Genomic DNA, 14,773 nt, shown 5'->3' with positions numbered 1-14,773 from the left:
CGTCCGAGGACGTTAAGAATCCATGTCACTTTGAGTGCCCACACAGATTGTCTGATAAATTGTTAAAGAGCAGTTGCAACGCGGCTTTCAGCTCACCGTTGCGAGGTCCCGTATAATACGTTTTCCTCATTCAGAGTCAAGCCCTTATTTTGCTTTTCTCTGTCGGTTTTCAACGTTGCTTTCGCTGTTGAATCCTGCTGTCCCGGCGGCTTGCTTGCCGTTGTTCCGTGTCAGTGGAGGCGCATTATAGGGGGTAATTCTGAAGTGACAAGGATAAATTCAAAAAAAGAATTCAACCGCTCACTTTTCAACCAAATCAGGTGTTGAGCTTTAATTCTTGCCTGGTTTTTAAACAAAAACGAGCCCGCTGGGCCCGTTTTTGTCGTTTTGTGACTTACTGCACTGCCACGATACGGTCGTCTTTCACTACCAGCTCGACGGTTTTACCCGGAATCAGCTCACCAGAAAGGATCTGCTGGGCTAACGGGTTCTCAATCTGCTGCTGAATAGCGCGTTTCAGTGGCCGCGCGCCGTATACCGGATCGTACCCGTTGGCGCTTAGCAGCTTCAGCGCCTCATCAGACATCCGCACTTCATATCCGCGCTCTTCCAGACGTTTATACAGACGCTGCAGCTGGATCTGGGCAATAGAAGCAATGTGTTTCTCACCCAGCGGATGGAAAACCACCACTTCATCGATACGGTTGATGAACTCCGGACGGAAGTTCTGGCTGACCACTCCCAGCACCAGGTCTTTCATATGTCCGTAATCCAGCTCGCCGAACCGTTCCTGAATCAGATCGGAACCAAGGTTCGAGGTCATGATGACCACCGTATTACGGAAGTCGACCGTTCTCCCCTGCCCATCGGTGAGGCGCCCGTCGTCGAGTACCTGCAGCAGAATGTTGAACACATCCGGGTGCGCTTTTTCCACTTCATCCAGCAGGATGACGGAATAAGGACGACGGCGCACCGCCTCGGTCAGGTAACCACCCTCTTCATAACCGACGTATCCCGGAGGCGCACCGACCAGACGCGAGACGGAGTGTTTCTCCATAAACTCGGACATATCGATACGCACCATCGCGTCGTCGCTGTCGAACATAAAGTTAGCCAGCGTTTTACACAGCTCGGTTTTACCGACCCCGGTCGGACCGAGGAACAGGAATGAACCAATCGGTCGGTTCGGATCGGATAGCCCGGCGCGGCTGCGGCGAATCGCGTTAGATACCGCTTCAACCGCCTCATCCTGGCCAATTACCCGGTGATGCAGTTCCTGCTCCATACGCAGCAGTTTGTCACGCTCGCTTTCCATCATGCGGGAGACAGGGATACCGGTCCAGCGGGCCAGCACTTCGGCGATTTCAGCATCCGTCACTTTATTACGCAGCAGACGCATGGTTTTCCCTTCGGACTGAGTGGCTGCCGCCAGCTGTTTCTCCAGTTCCGGAATTTTGCCGTACTGCAGCTCAGACATCCGCGCCAGGTCACCGACGCGACGCGCCTGTTCGATGGCGATTTTCGCCTGCTCCAGCTCGGCTTTGATGGTCTGAGTGCCGGAGAGGGACGCTTTTTCCGCTTTCCACTCTTCTTCCAGCACCGAGTACTGCCGTTCTTTATCCGCCAGCTCCTCGTTGAGCATATCAAGACGCTTCAGACTCGCCTCATCAGACTCTTTCTTCAGCGCCTGCTGCTCCAGTTTCAACTGGATGATACGGCGATCGAGACGGTCCAGCTCTTCCGGCTTCGAGTCGATCTGCATACGGATGCTGGACGCCGCCTCATCAATAAGGTCGATGGCTTTATCCGGCAGCTGACGGTCGGCAATGTAACGATGCGACAAGGTCGCCGCCGCCACGATTGCCGGGTCAGTGATCTGCACGTGGTGGTGCAGTTCATAACGTTCTTTCAGGCCGCGCAGAATAGCGATGGTATCTTCTACCGATGGCTCGGCGACGAACACTTTCTGGAAGCGGCGCTCCAGCGCAGCGTCTTTTTCAATGTACTGACGGTATTCGTCAAGCGTCGTCGCCCCGACGCAGTGCAGTTCACCACGCGCCAGCGCCGGCTTGAGCATGTTGCCTGCATCCATCGCGCCATCGGCTTTACCGGCGCCAACCATGGTATGCAGTTCATCGATAAACAGAATGACGTTGCCTTCCTGTTTCGACAGGTCGGTCAGCACGCCTTTCAGACGCTCTTCAAACTCACCGCGGTATTTCGCCCCGGCCACCAGCGCGCCCATATCCAGCGCCAGCACCCGGCGGCCTTTCAGCCCTTCCGGCACTTCGCCGTTGACGATACGCTGCGCCAGGCCTTCGACGATAGCGGTTTTCCCCACCCCGGGTTCACCAATCAGCACCGGATTGTTTTTGGTACGGCGCTGCAGTACCTGAATGGTACGGCGGATCTCTTCATCACGGCCGATAACCGGGTCCAGCTTGCCCTGCTCGGCACGCTCGGTGAGATCGACGGTAAATTTCTTCAATGCCTGACGTTGGTCTTCGGCACCCTGATCGTTCACGCTTTCACCTCCGCGCATTTGTTCAATCGCCTGGCTCACGTTGGCGGTTGTTGCTCCGGCGGATTTTAAAAGGTCGGTCAGCGTACCGCGTGATTCAAGCGCCGCCAGAACAAACAGTTCTGACGAAATAAAATTGTCCTTTTTCTTTTGCGCCAGCTTGTCGCAAAGGTTCAGGATCCGCACTAAATCCTGAGAAGGTTGTACATCGCCGCCGGTGCCTTCCACCTGCGGTAAACGGCTCAGAGCCTGTTCGATGTCAGTGCGCAGTTTCCCGGCATTCACACCCGCCGAGGTTAATAAAGGACGTACCGATCCCCCTTCCTGATTCAGCAAGGCGCTCATTAAATGAAGAGGTTCGATGAATTGGTTGTCGTGCCCGAGTGCGAGCGACTGGGCATCGGCAAGAGCAAGCTGGAATTTATTGGTAAGACGATCCAGACGCATAACTCCTCCCATAACAGGTCAAATTTGCTACTGGAGATTAAATGAGGTCATCCCTCAATTATTCAAGGTTAAAGACCTGAACTATGCGAAAAATAAGTTTGCCTTCTGGATCGTCTTGATTCTCTAGGTTATATCAGCCAAATGAAACTTGCCATACGACCGGTGGTCTTGTCGCGCCGGTAAGAGAAAAAATCATCCTTTTCGCTTAGCGTGCAGCGATCGCCGCCGAAAATCTGCTCAACGCCGACGTTTGCCAGACGCTGCCGAGCCAGTTGGTAGATATCAGCAAAATATTTTTCGCCTGCCGGACGAAAAGCACGGTGCGCATTCTCATCCTTCGCCATAAAAGCGTCGCGAACTTCTGGCCCCACCTCAAACGCCTGCGGACCGATGGCGGGCCCCAGCCACGCCATAATGTTTTCGGCTTTATCGGCGAAACGGGCGACCGTCTCTTCCAGAACCCCTTCGCATAAGCCGCGCCATCCCGCATGCGCCGCGGCGACTTCGGTACCGGCGCGGTTACAGAAGAGGACCGGCAGGCAGTCAGCGGTCATCACCGCGCAGACAGTCCCTGGCGTACGGCTATAAGAGGCATCCGCGCGTTTCGACGGATAGGGTCCGCCGTCCAGCGTGAGCACAACGGTACCATGAACCTGCTCCAGCCAAACCGGGTAAGACGGCAAGCCGCCGGCGGCAAACATCCGCCGCCGGTTTTCTTCGACATGCTGCAGATTGTCGCCGCAATGGGCGCCCAGATTGAGCGAGTCATAGGGCGGCAGACTCACGCCGCCGATGCGGGTAGAACTACAGGCCGCCACGCTGCCGGGCATTGGCCACTGCGGTACAATCAGTTTAGTCATAACCAGTCAATATCGTCCTTATGGGCTTCAAAATCGGCGCGCATCGCCTCGATGAGCTCGACCATATCTTGTGGGATGGGCGCATGCCACTCCATTTCAATACCGGTAATCGGATGGTACAGACGCAGCATGGTGGCGTGCAGCGCCTGGCGGTCGAATTTACGCAGCGCGGTGATGAATTCCTCCGACGCGCCCTTCGGCGGACGCGGGCGGCCGCCATACACCTGGTCGCCTACCAGCGGATGGGTAATATGCGACATATGCACGCGGATCTGATGCGTACGCCCGGTTTCCAGACGCAGACGCAGACGGGTATGAATGCGGAAATGTTCCATAATGCGGTAGTGGGTCACCGCCGGCTTGCCCATAGGGTGCACCGCCATATGGGTACGCTTGGTCGGGTGACGGCTGATCGGCTCTTCCACCGTACCGCCGGCGGTCATATGACCGATCGCCACCGCTTCGTACTCACGGGTGATCTCGCGCAGCTGCAGCGACTCCACCAGCCGGGTTTGCGCTGGAATGGTTTTCGCCACCACCATCAGACCGGTGGTGTCTTTATCCAGACGGTGGACGATACCCGCACGCGGCACATCGGCAATAGGCGGATAGTAGTGCAGCAGCGCATTCAGCACAGTACCGTCGGGGTTGCCCGCGCCAGGATGTACAACCAGATCGCGCGGTTTGTTGATCACGAGGATGTCGTCATCTTCGTAAACGATATTGAGCGGAATATCCTGCGGCTGGAAGCGCGCCTCTTCTTCGATTTCCACATCGATAGCGATGCGTTCTCCCCCCAGCACTTTTTCTTTCGGTTTATCGCCAATGGCGCCATTGACTAATACGCGTTGGTCGAGGATCCATTCTTTTATCCGCGATCGCGAATAATCAGGGAACAATTCGGCCAAAGCCTGATCTAAGCGTTGACCGAGTTGATTTTCGGTCACCGTTGCGGTGAGTTGTACTCGTTGTGCCATATACAGCTTCTTCGTTTAACGTTGGGTTTTACGGCTTTGCCGTTTAATATAGTGTGCTATTGTAGCTGGTCTTAATCGGGAGCAGGAACAGAGATTCTCCCGCATAAACATTTTGAGGAAGTCAAAACGTCATGACGCGCATGAAATACCTGGTGGCAGCCGCCACACTGAGCCTGGCTTTGGTGGGTTGCTCCGGCTCTAAGGAAGAGGTGCCTGATAATCCGCCGAATGAAATCTACGCGACCGCCCAGCAAAAACTGCAGGACGGTAACTGGAAACAGGCGATAACGCAACTGGAAGCGTTGGATAACCGTTATCCATTCGGCCCTTATTCCCAACAGGTACAGCTGGATTTGATTTATGCGTATTACAAAAACGCCGATCTGCCGCTGGCTCAGGCCGCCATCGATCGCTTCATGCGCTTGAACCCCACCCATCCGAACATCGACTACGTCATCTATATGCGCGGCCTGACCAACATGGCTCTGGATGACAGCGCCCTGCAGGGCTTCTTCGGCGTCGATCGTTCCGACCGCGATCCGCAGCACGCGCGCGATGCCTTCAATGACTTCTCCAAACTGGTACGTGGCTACCCGAACAGCCAGTATGCCACTGACGCCTATAAGCGCATGGTGTTCCTGAAAGATCGCCTGGCGAAGTATGAGCTGTCGGTGGTGGATTACTACACCGACCGCGGCGCATGGGTTGCCGTCGTTAACCGCGTGGAAGGTATGATGCGTAACTATCCGGATACCCAGGCCACCCGCGATGCCCTGCCGAAGATGGAAAACGCCTATCGTCAAATGCAGATGAACGCTCAGGCGGACAAAGTCGCGAAGATTATCGCCGCGAACAGCAAGAACACCTGAGCCTGATTCATAGATCGCAAACGGCAGCCACTGGCTGCCGTTTTTTTATCCATTATCCTGGCTAGCTGAAGCGGTTTAGCGCCGGGTTAACTCATCAAATATGGCCTGCTTTGTCGGGTTCGACAAGTAAAATCTCATCTCTTCCTGCCCTGTCTCACAAAATGAATTCGTTGACAAAAAGTGACAATAAAATGTGATTTAGATCACACATTTTGACATTGGGAAAGGTATGCTGGATTCACCAAGACGGGAAAGACAAGAGGTAAAATTTATGACAATGAACATTACCAGTAAACAAATGGAAATTACTCCGGCAATCCGCCAGCATGTCGCAGACCGTCTCGCCAAACTGGATAAGTGGCAAACTCATTTAATTAACCCGCACATCATTCTGTCTAAGGAGCCGCAGGGTTTTATCGCTGACGCAACCATTAACACGCCAAACGGCCATCTGGTTGCCAGTGCGCGTCATGAAGATATGTACGCCGCCATTAACGAATTGATCAACAAGCTGGAACGGCAGCTCAATAAAGTGCAACACAAAGGGGAAGCCCGCCGCGCCGCGACGTCGGTGAAAGAGGCAGGCTTTGTGGAAGAAGAAGAGTAATCCTTAACTTAAGTTGTGTCATGCCACGCGCCTTCGGGCGCGTTTTTTATTGACAGAGTGAAAACAGTACAGGTACTGTAATCCCCACTACTTAAAGGAATTCATCATGAAACTCGTCCCGTTCTTCTTCGCATTCTTTTTTACCTTCCCCTGACCGGGAGGCAATTCGTCGTATAAGAAAGAATGCGAAGACGAACAATAAGGCCTCCCACCCGGGAGGCCTTTTTTATTTGATAACAACAAAGGCAACATCTATGACCGAGGAAAACCCATTACTGGCGCTGCGCGACAAGATAAGCGCGCTGGATGAGAAACTGCTTGCTCTGCTGGCGGAGCGTCGCGGGCTGGCTGTTGAGGTTGGTAAAGCCAAACTGGCCTCCCATCGTCCGGTGCGTGATATTGACCGCGAACGCGATCTGCTGGAGCGTCTGATGACCCTCGGCAAGCGTCATAATCTGGATGCACACTACATCACCCGCTTGTTCCAGCTGATTATCGAAGACTCTGTTCTGACCCAGCAAACCCTGTTGCAGCAGCACTTGAATAAAATTAACCCGCATTCGGCTCGCGTGGCGTTCCTCGGTCCCAAAGGCTCTTATTCGCATCTGGCGGCGCGTCAGTACGCCGCTCGCCACTTTGAGCAGTTTATTGAAAGCGGCTGCGCGAAGTTCGCCGATATTTTTAATCAGGTGGAGACCGGTCAGGCCGATTACGCCGTAGTGCCGATTGAAAACACCAGCTCCGGCGGGATCAACGACGTCTACGATCTGCTGCAGCACACCAGCCTGTCGATCGTTGGCGAACTGACGATCCCTATCGATCATTGCGTACTGGTCAGCACCTCGACGGATGCCGATAAAATTCAGACCGTCTACAGCCATCCGCAGCCGTTCCAGCAGTGTAGCCAGTATCTGAGTCGCTACCCGCACTGGAAGATTGAATATACCGAGAGCACCTCAGCGGCGATGGAAAAAGTCGCGCAGGCGAACTCCCCGGCCGTCGCGGCACTGGGCAGCGAAGCGGGCGGCGCCCTGTACGGTCTGCAGGTGCTGGAGCACTGCCAGGCCAACCAGACGCAGAATATTACGCGCTTCCTCATTCTGGCGCGCAAAGCGGTGAACGTCTCCGATCAGGTTCCGGCGAAGACCACGCTGTTAATGGCGACCGGTCAGCAGGCGGGCGCCCTGGTGGAGGCCTTACTGGTGCTGCGCAATCACAATCTGATCATGACCAAACTGGAGTCTCGCCCAATCCATGGCAATCCATGGGAAGAGATGTTTTATCTCGATATTCAGGCAAACCTGGACTCGCTGCCCATGCGCAAGGCGCTGAAGGAGCTGGCGGAGATCACCCGCTCCATGAAGGTTCTCGGTTGCTACCCCAGCGAAAACGTCGTGCCGGTGGATCCGGTTTAGCGTTCGCGGAACGGCAATTTCTTCATCCCTGCCACCGCCACCGGCAGGGTGAAGATAGCGCCGGACAGCGGATACTGCGCCAGCTCATCGTCCGCCATGTTTTCCCGGGTGGTGGTGATGTAGAGCGTTTTCATATCCGCCCCGCCAAAGCAGACCATCGTCGGGCAACGTACCGGCATCGGGTAGGACTCCAGCTCCTCACCCTGCGGAGAGAAACGAGCGATCCGCCAGCCGTCAAACATTGCGCTCCAGTAACATCCCTCCACGTCAATCGCCGCCCCGTCCGGGATCCCTTCGCCCGGCAGAAAACGGCGAAAGACTTCGCGCTGGCCAGGCTCACCCTGCTCATCCAGCGGCGTACGGTAAATCACGGCGTTCGGCGTATCGGAGGTATACATCCAGCGCCGGTCGGCGCTAAACGCCAGACCGTTGGCGCCATGGATGTCGCACTGGATCACCGACGGCTTCAGGTCGTTATCGACCCGCATCAGCAGCGCGCCGTTGTAATCCCCCGGGCCCCAGAAGGTGCCGGCATAAAAGCGCCCGTCGCGATCGGTCCCGCCGTCGTTAAAGCGCGCCAGTTCCGGGTTGCTCGGGTTATCGCAGACTTTCCGCCGCAGCAGACCGTGGGCGTCGGTCAGCCAGATACCGCTGCGCAATGCAACGATAAAACCGCCCTTCTCGCGCAGGGAAAAACAGCCGACCTCCTCCGGAAACTGCAGCACCTGGTGTTCGCCGCTGCGGGTATCGTAGCGGTGAATTTCACATTCCATGATATCGGCCCAGTAGAGGGCCTGCTCTGCCTCACTCCAGGTCGGGCATTCCGGCAGGTATCCGGTGTAGTCAAACAGCGGTTGTGGTTCAGCCATCGTTGTCATCCCTATAAAAAAAGCCAGCGGTCGCTGGCTTTATTGTATACATCTTTTTCGCTTTACTGCCGATTATCGTTCGCCTGACGCAGCAGCGTGCGGCTCTCGCTCTGGAAACGCTGGGCGTAATCGCCAAACCAGTGTTCGACTTTACGGAAGCTATCGATAAACGCCTGCTTATCGCCCTGCTCCAGCAGACCGATCGCCTCGCCAAACCGCTGGTAGTAGCGCTTAATCAGCGCCAGGTTGTTTTCCGAGGACATAATAATGTCGGCGTAGAGCTGCGGATCCTGGGCAAACAGACGGCCCACCATCGCCAGCTCCAGCCGGTAAATGGGTGACGAGAGCGCCAGCAACTGCTCAAGGCGCACATTCTCTTCCGCCAGATGCAGACCATAGGCGAAGGTGGCAAAGTGGCGCAGCGCCTGAATAAAGGCCATGTTCTGATCGTGTTCCACCGCGCTGATGCGATGCAGGCGCGCGCCCCAGACCTGAATTTGCTCGAGGAACCACTGATAGGCCTCCGGCTGGCGTCCATCGCAATAGACCACCACCTGCTTGGCAAGGCTGCCGCTGTCCGGACCGAACATCGGGTGCAGGCCGAGTACCGGGCCCTGATGCGCCGCCAGCATCGCCTGCAGCGGCTCTGCTTTAACCGAGGCAAGGTCGACCAGAATGCAATCCGCCGGCAGCGGCGGCAGCCTGGCGATCGTCTCCACGGTGGTGTGAATCGGCACGCTGACAATGACCATACCGGCATCGGCGACGATATCCGTCGCCCGCGCCCAGTCCTCTTTTTCCAGAATGCGCACCTGGTAGCCGGACAGCGTTAACATCTTCTCAAACAGACGCCCCATCTGCCCGCCGCCGCCGACGATCACCACCGGCCGCAGATTTGGGTAAAGGGTTTTGAAGCCTTTGTCGTTTTCGCTGGAATAGGATTCCCGCATCACGCGACGCAGAACGTCCTCGATCAGATCCGGCGGAACGCCGAGCGCAGCCGCCTCTTCACGCCGGGAGGCGAGCATCGCCGCCTCGCGTTCCGGGACGTAAATCGGCAGGCCATACTGGCTCTTCACCTCGCCGACTTCGGCCACCAGTTCCAGGCGCTTAGCCAGCAGGCTAAGCAACGCTTTATCCACTTCATCAATTTGATCGCGTAACGCGGTCAGTTCAGCAACCATACTTTCCTCTTACACCAAACGGGCCGCCAGGTGGCCGCGGAGATCCTTATCCAGTTCACGCAACAGCGCATCGGTGGTTTCCCAGCTGATGCAGGCATCCGTTACCGAAACGCCGTATTTCATCGCCTCACGCGGCTGTTCAGAGGACTGATTGCCCTCGTGGATATTACTCTCGATCATCAGGCCGATAATGGAGCGATTGCCATCTTTGATCTGCGCGACAACGGATTCAGCCACGGCCGGCTGGCGGCGGAAATCTTTATTGGAGTTCCCATGACTGCAATCTACCATCAGCGACGGCTTCAGTCCCGCCTGCGCCATCTCTTTTTCACATTTCTCCACATCTTCCGGACCGTAGTTCGGCGCCTTACCGCCGCGGAGGATCACATGGCCGTTCGGGTTACCCTGCGTTTGCAGCAGGCAGACCTGCCCGGCCTGGTTGATACCGACGAATCGGTGCGGCATCGCCGCGGCGCGCATGGCGTTGATAGCCGTGGCCAGGCTACCGTCGGTGCCATTTTTAAAGCCTACCGGCATGGAAAGACCAGAGGCCATTTCGCGGTGCGTCTGAGATTCCGTGGTTCGCGCGCCGATGGCGGACCAGCTGAACAGATCCCCAAGGTACTGCGGGCTGTTGGGATCCAGCGCTTCCGTCGCCAGCGGCAGTCCCATATTCACAAGCTCGACCAGCAGACGACGCGCAATCTTCAGGCCGCCTTCAACATCAAACGAACCATCCATATGCGGATCGTTAATCAGCCCCTTCCAGCCGACGGTGGTACGGGGTTTTTCAAAATAGACGCGCATCACCAGGTAGAGGCTATCGCTGACCTCTGCGGCAAGGGCTTTAAACCGACGAGCATATTCGATCGCCGCTTCCGGATCGTGAATGGAGCAAGGACCGCAGACCACCAGCAGGCGCGGATCGCGACCGGCGATGATATTGGAGATGGTTTCACGGGCGTGCGCGATCTGCGCTTCCTGTTCAACGCTCAGGGGGAATTCCGCCTTCAGTTGCTCCGGGGTCATTAATACATGTTCGTCGGTAATATGTACGTTGTTCAGCGCGTCTTTTTGCATGATTGCGATCCTGTGTAGCTCGTTTGCGATAAGGGTTGCCTCAGCGGGCATGACGTAACGATACCATACGAAGTAAAGAATTCAATCCATATTCCGTAAATTTTACTTTACAGTGATAAATTAATTGGCCCTTACCACGGCATTAACCGTACAATAATATTTACAGGTAATGAAATCGCGCCAAAATTGCTCGCCAGCGCCATCGGCATTACGAAAAATCCTGGTGAGATTTGTCCCAAAGCAAAGGGCGCATCTAATGACGGGTTTTGCTATCAGTGGTATTCTTCGCCGGGCATCGGCAGCGGCTATTCCCGCGCTATGGCGAATTTGACGGAAGCGTTAATGACAGTATTACACCGTCTTTTATTGACAGTATTTTTTCTCATCGCGGTATCTCCTGTTTTTGCTGCCGGACCTTCAGAACATGTTCGCGCTATTGTTTCCGGGATCGTGACCTACACCCGTTGGCCGTCATTAACAGGGGCGCCGAAGCTATGCATTTTTGCCTCATCACGCTTCACCCATAGCCTGGCTCATGAAGCGCCGGATGCATTGCCTTATCAACCGGTGATAGTACGTAATAGTGAAGAAGCGTTAAAAACGACCTGCGATGGTTTTTATTTTGGCAGCGAAACGCCGACCCAACAGTCGGAATTAACTCGCCGCTATGGCTCGAGGCCGCTGTTACTCATCGCAGAACAAAATACGGATTGCTCAATTGGTAGCGCGTTTTGCCTGATCATCAACGACGACAGGGTCCGCTTCTCCGTTAATCTGGACGTTCTGACGCACAGCGGGGTTCGGGTTAACCCGGACGTCCTGATGCTTGCCCGGAAGAAACCACATGAATAAGGACTTTTCACAGACATCGCGCCCGACGTTCAAACGCGCGCTGCGTCGCATTAGCGTGATAAGCGTGGTGATCTCCATGACGCTGGTCTGGCTGCTGCTGAGCACGGCCTCTATTTTCACGCTCAAGCAGTACGCGCAGAAAAATCTTGAGCTCACTGCCGCGACCATGGGCCGCAGCCTCGAAGCCGCCCTGGTGTTTGGCGACAGCGCGGCAGCAGAGGAGACCCTCGCTTCGCTGGGGAAGCAAGGGCAGATTTCCCAGGCGATCGTGCTCAACGGCCAGAAGCAGCACTTCGCCGCCTGGCGCCACGAACCGCTGGCCAACAAAGAACAAGTGAGCGGCCTTATCAGTAAATGGCTGTTTCCGGAGCCCACGGTACAGCCCATCTGGCACCAGGGGAAACAAATCGGCGAGCTGCGACTGACCGCGCTTGACGAACTGATTAGCCACTTTCTCGGCATCTCGATTCTGGTACTGACCGGCAGCATTCTGCTCGCCTCGTTCATCGGCCTGCTGCTGACCCACTCCCTGCACCGGGGGATCGTCGCCGCCCTGCAGAGCATCACCGAGGTCGTGCATGATATTCGCGAAAACCGCCACTTCTCCCGGCGGGTGCCGGAGGAGCGTATCTAGGAGTTCCATCTGTTTGCCCAGGACTTTAACAGTCTGCTGGGGGAGATGGAGGACTGGCAGCGCCAGTTGCAGGCCAAAATGCTCAGCTGTTGCGCAGCTCGTTACACGATCCGTTGACCGGCCTGGCTAACCGCGCCGCCTTTCGCAACGCGCTCGCCGAGCTGATGAAAAATGAAGTGGATCACCAGACCTCAGCGTTACTGTTTCTCGATGGCGATAACTTCAAATTGATCAATGACAACTGGGGACATGCGGCGGGCGATAAAGTGCTGATGGAAGTCGCCAGCCGCCTGATGACTTTCGCCGGTAAACGCCATCTGGCGTGGCGTCTTGGCGGCGACGAGTTTGCCGTTCTGCTGCGCGAGGTGCGCTCGGAAGCAGAAGTCCAGGCCCTGTGTCAGGCGCTGTCAGAACAATTTCTTCCGCCATTCAACCTGCACAATGGCCATAGCGCCACGCTCTCGCTGAGCGTCGGTTATGCCCTGGCGTGGGAACACGCCACGGCGGAATCACTGCAAGAACTTGCCGATCAGAATATGTATCGGATGAAAAACCAACGTATCCAGCAGATGCTGAAATAATAAAGGACGCATTATGATCAGGAAATATTTCGCCCCCGCCCTGATGGCGGCGGCGCTTTTGACAGGTTGCCAGGCTCCTCAGGGAAAATTTACCCCCGAGCAGGTGGCGGCGATGAAATCTTATGGCTTCACTGAAAGCAATGGCGATTGGTCCCTGGGCTTATCCGATAGCATCCTGTTTGATAAGAATGACTACCGACTACGTCCCGACAGCCGCCAGCAGATCACCCAAATGGCCTCGCGGCTGGCGACAACCGGGATTACACATAGCCGCCTTGAAGGCCACACCGATAATTATGGTGAGGATAGTTATAACGAAGCCCTGTCGCTTAAGCGGGCCAACAGCGTAGCCGATGCCTGGGCGGAAGGCGCCCATATCCCGCGCAGTAATTTAGTCACCCGCGGCCTTGGCAAAAAATACCCGATCGCCAGCAACGATACCGCGGCCGGGCGCGCTGAAAACCGCCGGGTCACGGTGGTCATCAGCACGCCGTAGACGTCCGCTTAATCGCTAGACTTCGCTATCCTCATTGCCGTTGCCGCGCGCCAGCGCAGGTAGTCAACGGCAATGAACAGCACCAGGCTGATCCCCATCAACGGCATGGCCAGCCCCAGGGCTAACGCTATCCCCAGCACCAGCCCACGGGCAGGCCAGGCGAGCGACAGCCATGCCTGCAGCAGGGAATGCGCCGGATCCCAGACGGCCTGTGACGGACGGCGTATCCACCACAGCCGGTACCCCACGCCGATGGTTACGCACAGCGCGCAGCCAAACCCCACCAGCAGCAGCTGATTCGCCAGACCAAAGAGGATCCCCATATGGAAATCGACGCCCCAGCGGGTAAGTTTCGCCATCAGCGGAAAGTCGGCAAAATGGGTGCGATCCACCACCTGCATCGAGGCGCCATCGATCGCCACCGCGTCCACCTGCGTCGGCCAGCGGCGGTCGATCTCATTCACCGTCCAGGCGCGTTCGTCTGACACCGGCGGACGGATCTCCAGCCGGCTGGCGTTCAGCCCCGCCTGACGGGCCACCGCCAGCGCCTGGTCAAACTGCGCTGGCTGATGCTGGGTCATGGCCATCGCCTCCCTATGATGCCCGGCATGGGGATCGTGCGCCATCGGCGCCTCACCGTGCAGCACGGTATTGACCTGCGGCGTCCACCAGCCGAAAGCCGCCCGCATTTTATCCACGTTGCCGCCGGCCCATTGCGACCAGGTCAGGCCGGTGGCGGAGAAGAGCAGCATGCCCAGCAGTAAGCACCAGCCCAGCGTCACGTGCAGCCGACGATGATTCTGCAGGGCGTTATTTAGCCGCCGTTTTGGACGCGTCATCGCCCACAGGGCAATGCCCCCCAGGGCGGCCACCCACATCCATGAGGCAGCCAGTTCGCTGTAGAGCCGCCCGCTGTCGCCCAGCAGCAGCGAACGATGCGCATAGTCAATCCACTGCCGCAGCGGCAGGATTCCGCTGGTGCCGTAGACCGTCATATCGCCCTTCACCCGCAGCGCGATCGGATCGACAAAAATGGCCCGGGATTCCGACTCCCCGAGACTCGGATCGGCAAACATAATGCGGGTGGTCTCGCCCACCGCGGGGGCCGGACGTACCGCCAGCAGCCGCAGATTACCCTGGGTCGCTTCTTCTGCCACCGCAATCTGGGCGCTGAGCGGCTGCTGGGTGCCTTCGGGAAGGCCATACAGCGCATCGTGATAGAGCCAGTTTTCCAGCTGCGGCGTCGCCACGTACAGCGTGCCGGTCAGGGCAGCGACAAAGATAAACGGTCCGATAAACAGCCCGATATAGAAATGGAGGCGACGCAGCAGGTTCAGCCATGCCGCGCGCGAGGTGCAGGTTGTCATACTTTTCCTTTTTC

General features: G+C 56.6%; 13 protein-coding genes, 1 pseudogene and 1 other annotated feature. Of the genes and pseudogenes, 7 read left to right on the top strand and 7 right to left on the bottom strand.

The window, feature by feature from the left end; translation table 11 throughout:
* Window positions 1-394 precede the first annotated feature (394 nt).
* The 3 genes from clpB to rluD all read right to left on the bottom strand — a co-directional run bounded on the left by clpB (window position 395) and on the right by rluD (window position 4,805).
* Window positions 395-2,968, bottom strand: a complete 2,574-nt coding sequence (clpB, locus tag L2I46_RS17365) for an ATP-dependent chaperone ClpB (protein WP_236948064.1) — start codon at window positions 2,966-2,968, stop codon at window positions 395-397.
* Window positions 2,969-3,096: 128 nt separating this feature from the next.
* A complete protein-coding gene (yfiH, locus tag L2I46_RS17360) occupies window positions 3,097-3,828 on the bottom strand; it encodes a purine nucleoside phosphorylase YfiH (protein WP_236948063.1) in 732 nt (243 codons plus the stop codon).
* Entirely contained in the window at window positions 3,825-4,805 is a 981-nt protein-coding gene (gene rluD / locus L2I46_RS17355) for a 23S rRNA pseudouridine(1911/1915/1917) synthase RluD (protein ID WP_023290681.1), read from the bottom strand. The genes yfiH and rluD overlap by 4 nt, the downstream gene beginning before the upstream one ends.
* Window positions 4,806-4,936: 131 nt before the next feature.
* Between rluD and bamD the strand changes: the two genes are divergently transcribed.
* From bamD to pheA, 4 genes are all read left to right on the top strand, one after another.
* Complete coding sequence (gene bamD, locus L2I46_RS17350; RefSeq protein ID WP_004145664.1) at window positions 4,937-5,674, top strand: outer membrane protein assembly factor BamD; 738 nt, start codon at window positions 4,937-4,939, stop codon at window positions 5,672-5,674.
* 271 nt (window positions 5,675-5,945) lie between these two features.
* Window positions 5,946-6,281: a ribosome-associated translation inhibitor RaiA gene (gene raiA, locus L2I46_RS17345; protein ID WP_002914111.1), complete on the top strand. Its 336-nt coding sequence runs from the start codon at window positions 5,946-5,948 to the stop codon at window positions 6,279-6,281.
* A gap of 105 nt (window positions 6,282-6,386) precedes the next feature.
* Window positions 6,387-6,511, top strand: a sequence feature (Phe leader region).
* The gene (pheL, locus tag L2I46_RS17340) at window positions 6,388-6,435 is read left to right on the top strand and encodes a pheA operon leader peptide PheL (RefSeq protein WP_100250063.1); all 48 of its coding nucleotides are present in this window, start codon (window positions 6,388-6,390) and stop codon (window positions 6,433-6,435) included. It overlaps the preceding feature by 48 nt.
* A gap of 24 nt (window positions 6,512-6,535) precedes the next feature.
* A complete protein-coding gene (gene pheA / locus L2I46_RS17335; protein ID WP_060589671.1) occupies window positions 6,536-7,696 on the top strand; it encodes a bifunctional chorismate mutase/prephenate dehydratase in 1,161 nt (386 codons plus the stop codon).
* Here pheA and L2I46_RS17330 read toward each other — a convergent pair.
* The 3 genes from L2I46_RS17330 to aroF form a co-directional block, all read right to left on the bottom strand.
* Entirely contained in the window at window positions 7,693-8,565 is an 873-nt protein-coding gene (locus L2I46_RS17330; protein ID WP_101976862.1) for an SMP-30/gluconolactonase/LRE family protein, read from the bottom strand. The two genes, pheA and L2I46_RS17330, sit on opposite strands and share 4 nt — an antisense overlap.
* A 62-nt stretch (window positions 8,566-8,627) precedes the next feature.
* Window positions 8,628-9,749, bottom strand: a complete 1,122-nt coding sequence (tyrA, locus tag L2I46_RS17325) for a bifunctional chorismate mutase/prephenate dehydrogenase (RefSeq protein WP_004206843.1) — start codon at window positions 9,747-9,749, stop codon at window positions 8,628-8,630.
* A gap of 9 nt (window positions 9,750-9,758) precedes the next feature.
* On the bottom strand, window positions 9,759-10,829 hold the full coding sequence (aroF, locus tag L2I46_RS17320; protein WP_023290684.1) for a 3-deoxy-7-phosphoheptulonate synthase AroF: 1,071 nt from the start codon (window positions 10,827-10,829) through the stop codon (window positions 9,759-9,761).
* Window positions 10,830-11,171: 342 nt separating this feature from the next.
* Between aroF and L2I46_RS17315 the strand changes: the two genes are divergently transcribed.
* The 3 genes and pseudogenes from L2I46_RS17315 to L2I46_RS17305 all read left to right on the top strand — a co-directional run bounded on the left by L2I46_RS17315 (window position 11,172) and on the right by L2I46_RS17305 (window position 13,392).
* Complete coding sequence (locus L2I46_RS17315; protein ID WP_023290685.1) at window positions 11,172-11,681, top strand: YfiR family protein; 510 nt, start codon at window positions 11,172-11,174, stop codon at window positions 11,679-11,681.
* Window positions 11,674-12,896 (top strand): annotated as a pseudogene (gene dgcN, locus L2I46_RS17310) (diguanylate cyclase DgcN). Before L2I46_RS17315 ends, dgcN begins: the two are co-directional and overlap by 8 nt.
* 13 nt (window positions 12,897-12,909) lie before the next feature.
* Window positions 12,910-13,392, top strand: a complete 483-nt coding sequence (locus L2I46_RS17305) for an OmpA family protein (RefSeq protein WP_023290687.1) — start codon at window positions 12,910-12,912, stop codon at window positions 13,390-13,392.
* Between the two features lie 8 nt (window positions 13,393-13,400).
* On the opposite strand, the gene L2I46_RS17300 is transcribed toward L2I46_RS17305, so the two are convergent.
* Window positions 13,401-14,759, bottom strand: coding sequence for a PepSY-associated TM helix domain-containing protein (locus L2I46_RS17300; protein WP_236948062.1), 1,359 nt, complete (start codon window positions 14,757-14,759; stop codon window positions 13,401-13,403).
* Window positions 14,760-14,773: the final 14 nt, after the last annotated feature.

The organism is Klebsiella sp. 2019SCSN059 (assembly GCF_021739525.1).
GTDB classification, from domain to species: Bacteria; Pseudomonadota; Gammaproteobacteria; order Enterobacterales; family Enterobacteriaceae; genus Klebsiella; species Klebsiella quasipneumoniae.
Note: the sequence above shows the minus strand (reverse complement) of the source record. Positions and strands in the feature narration are given on the sequence as shown.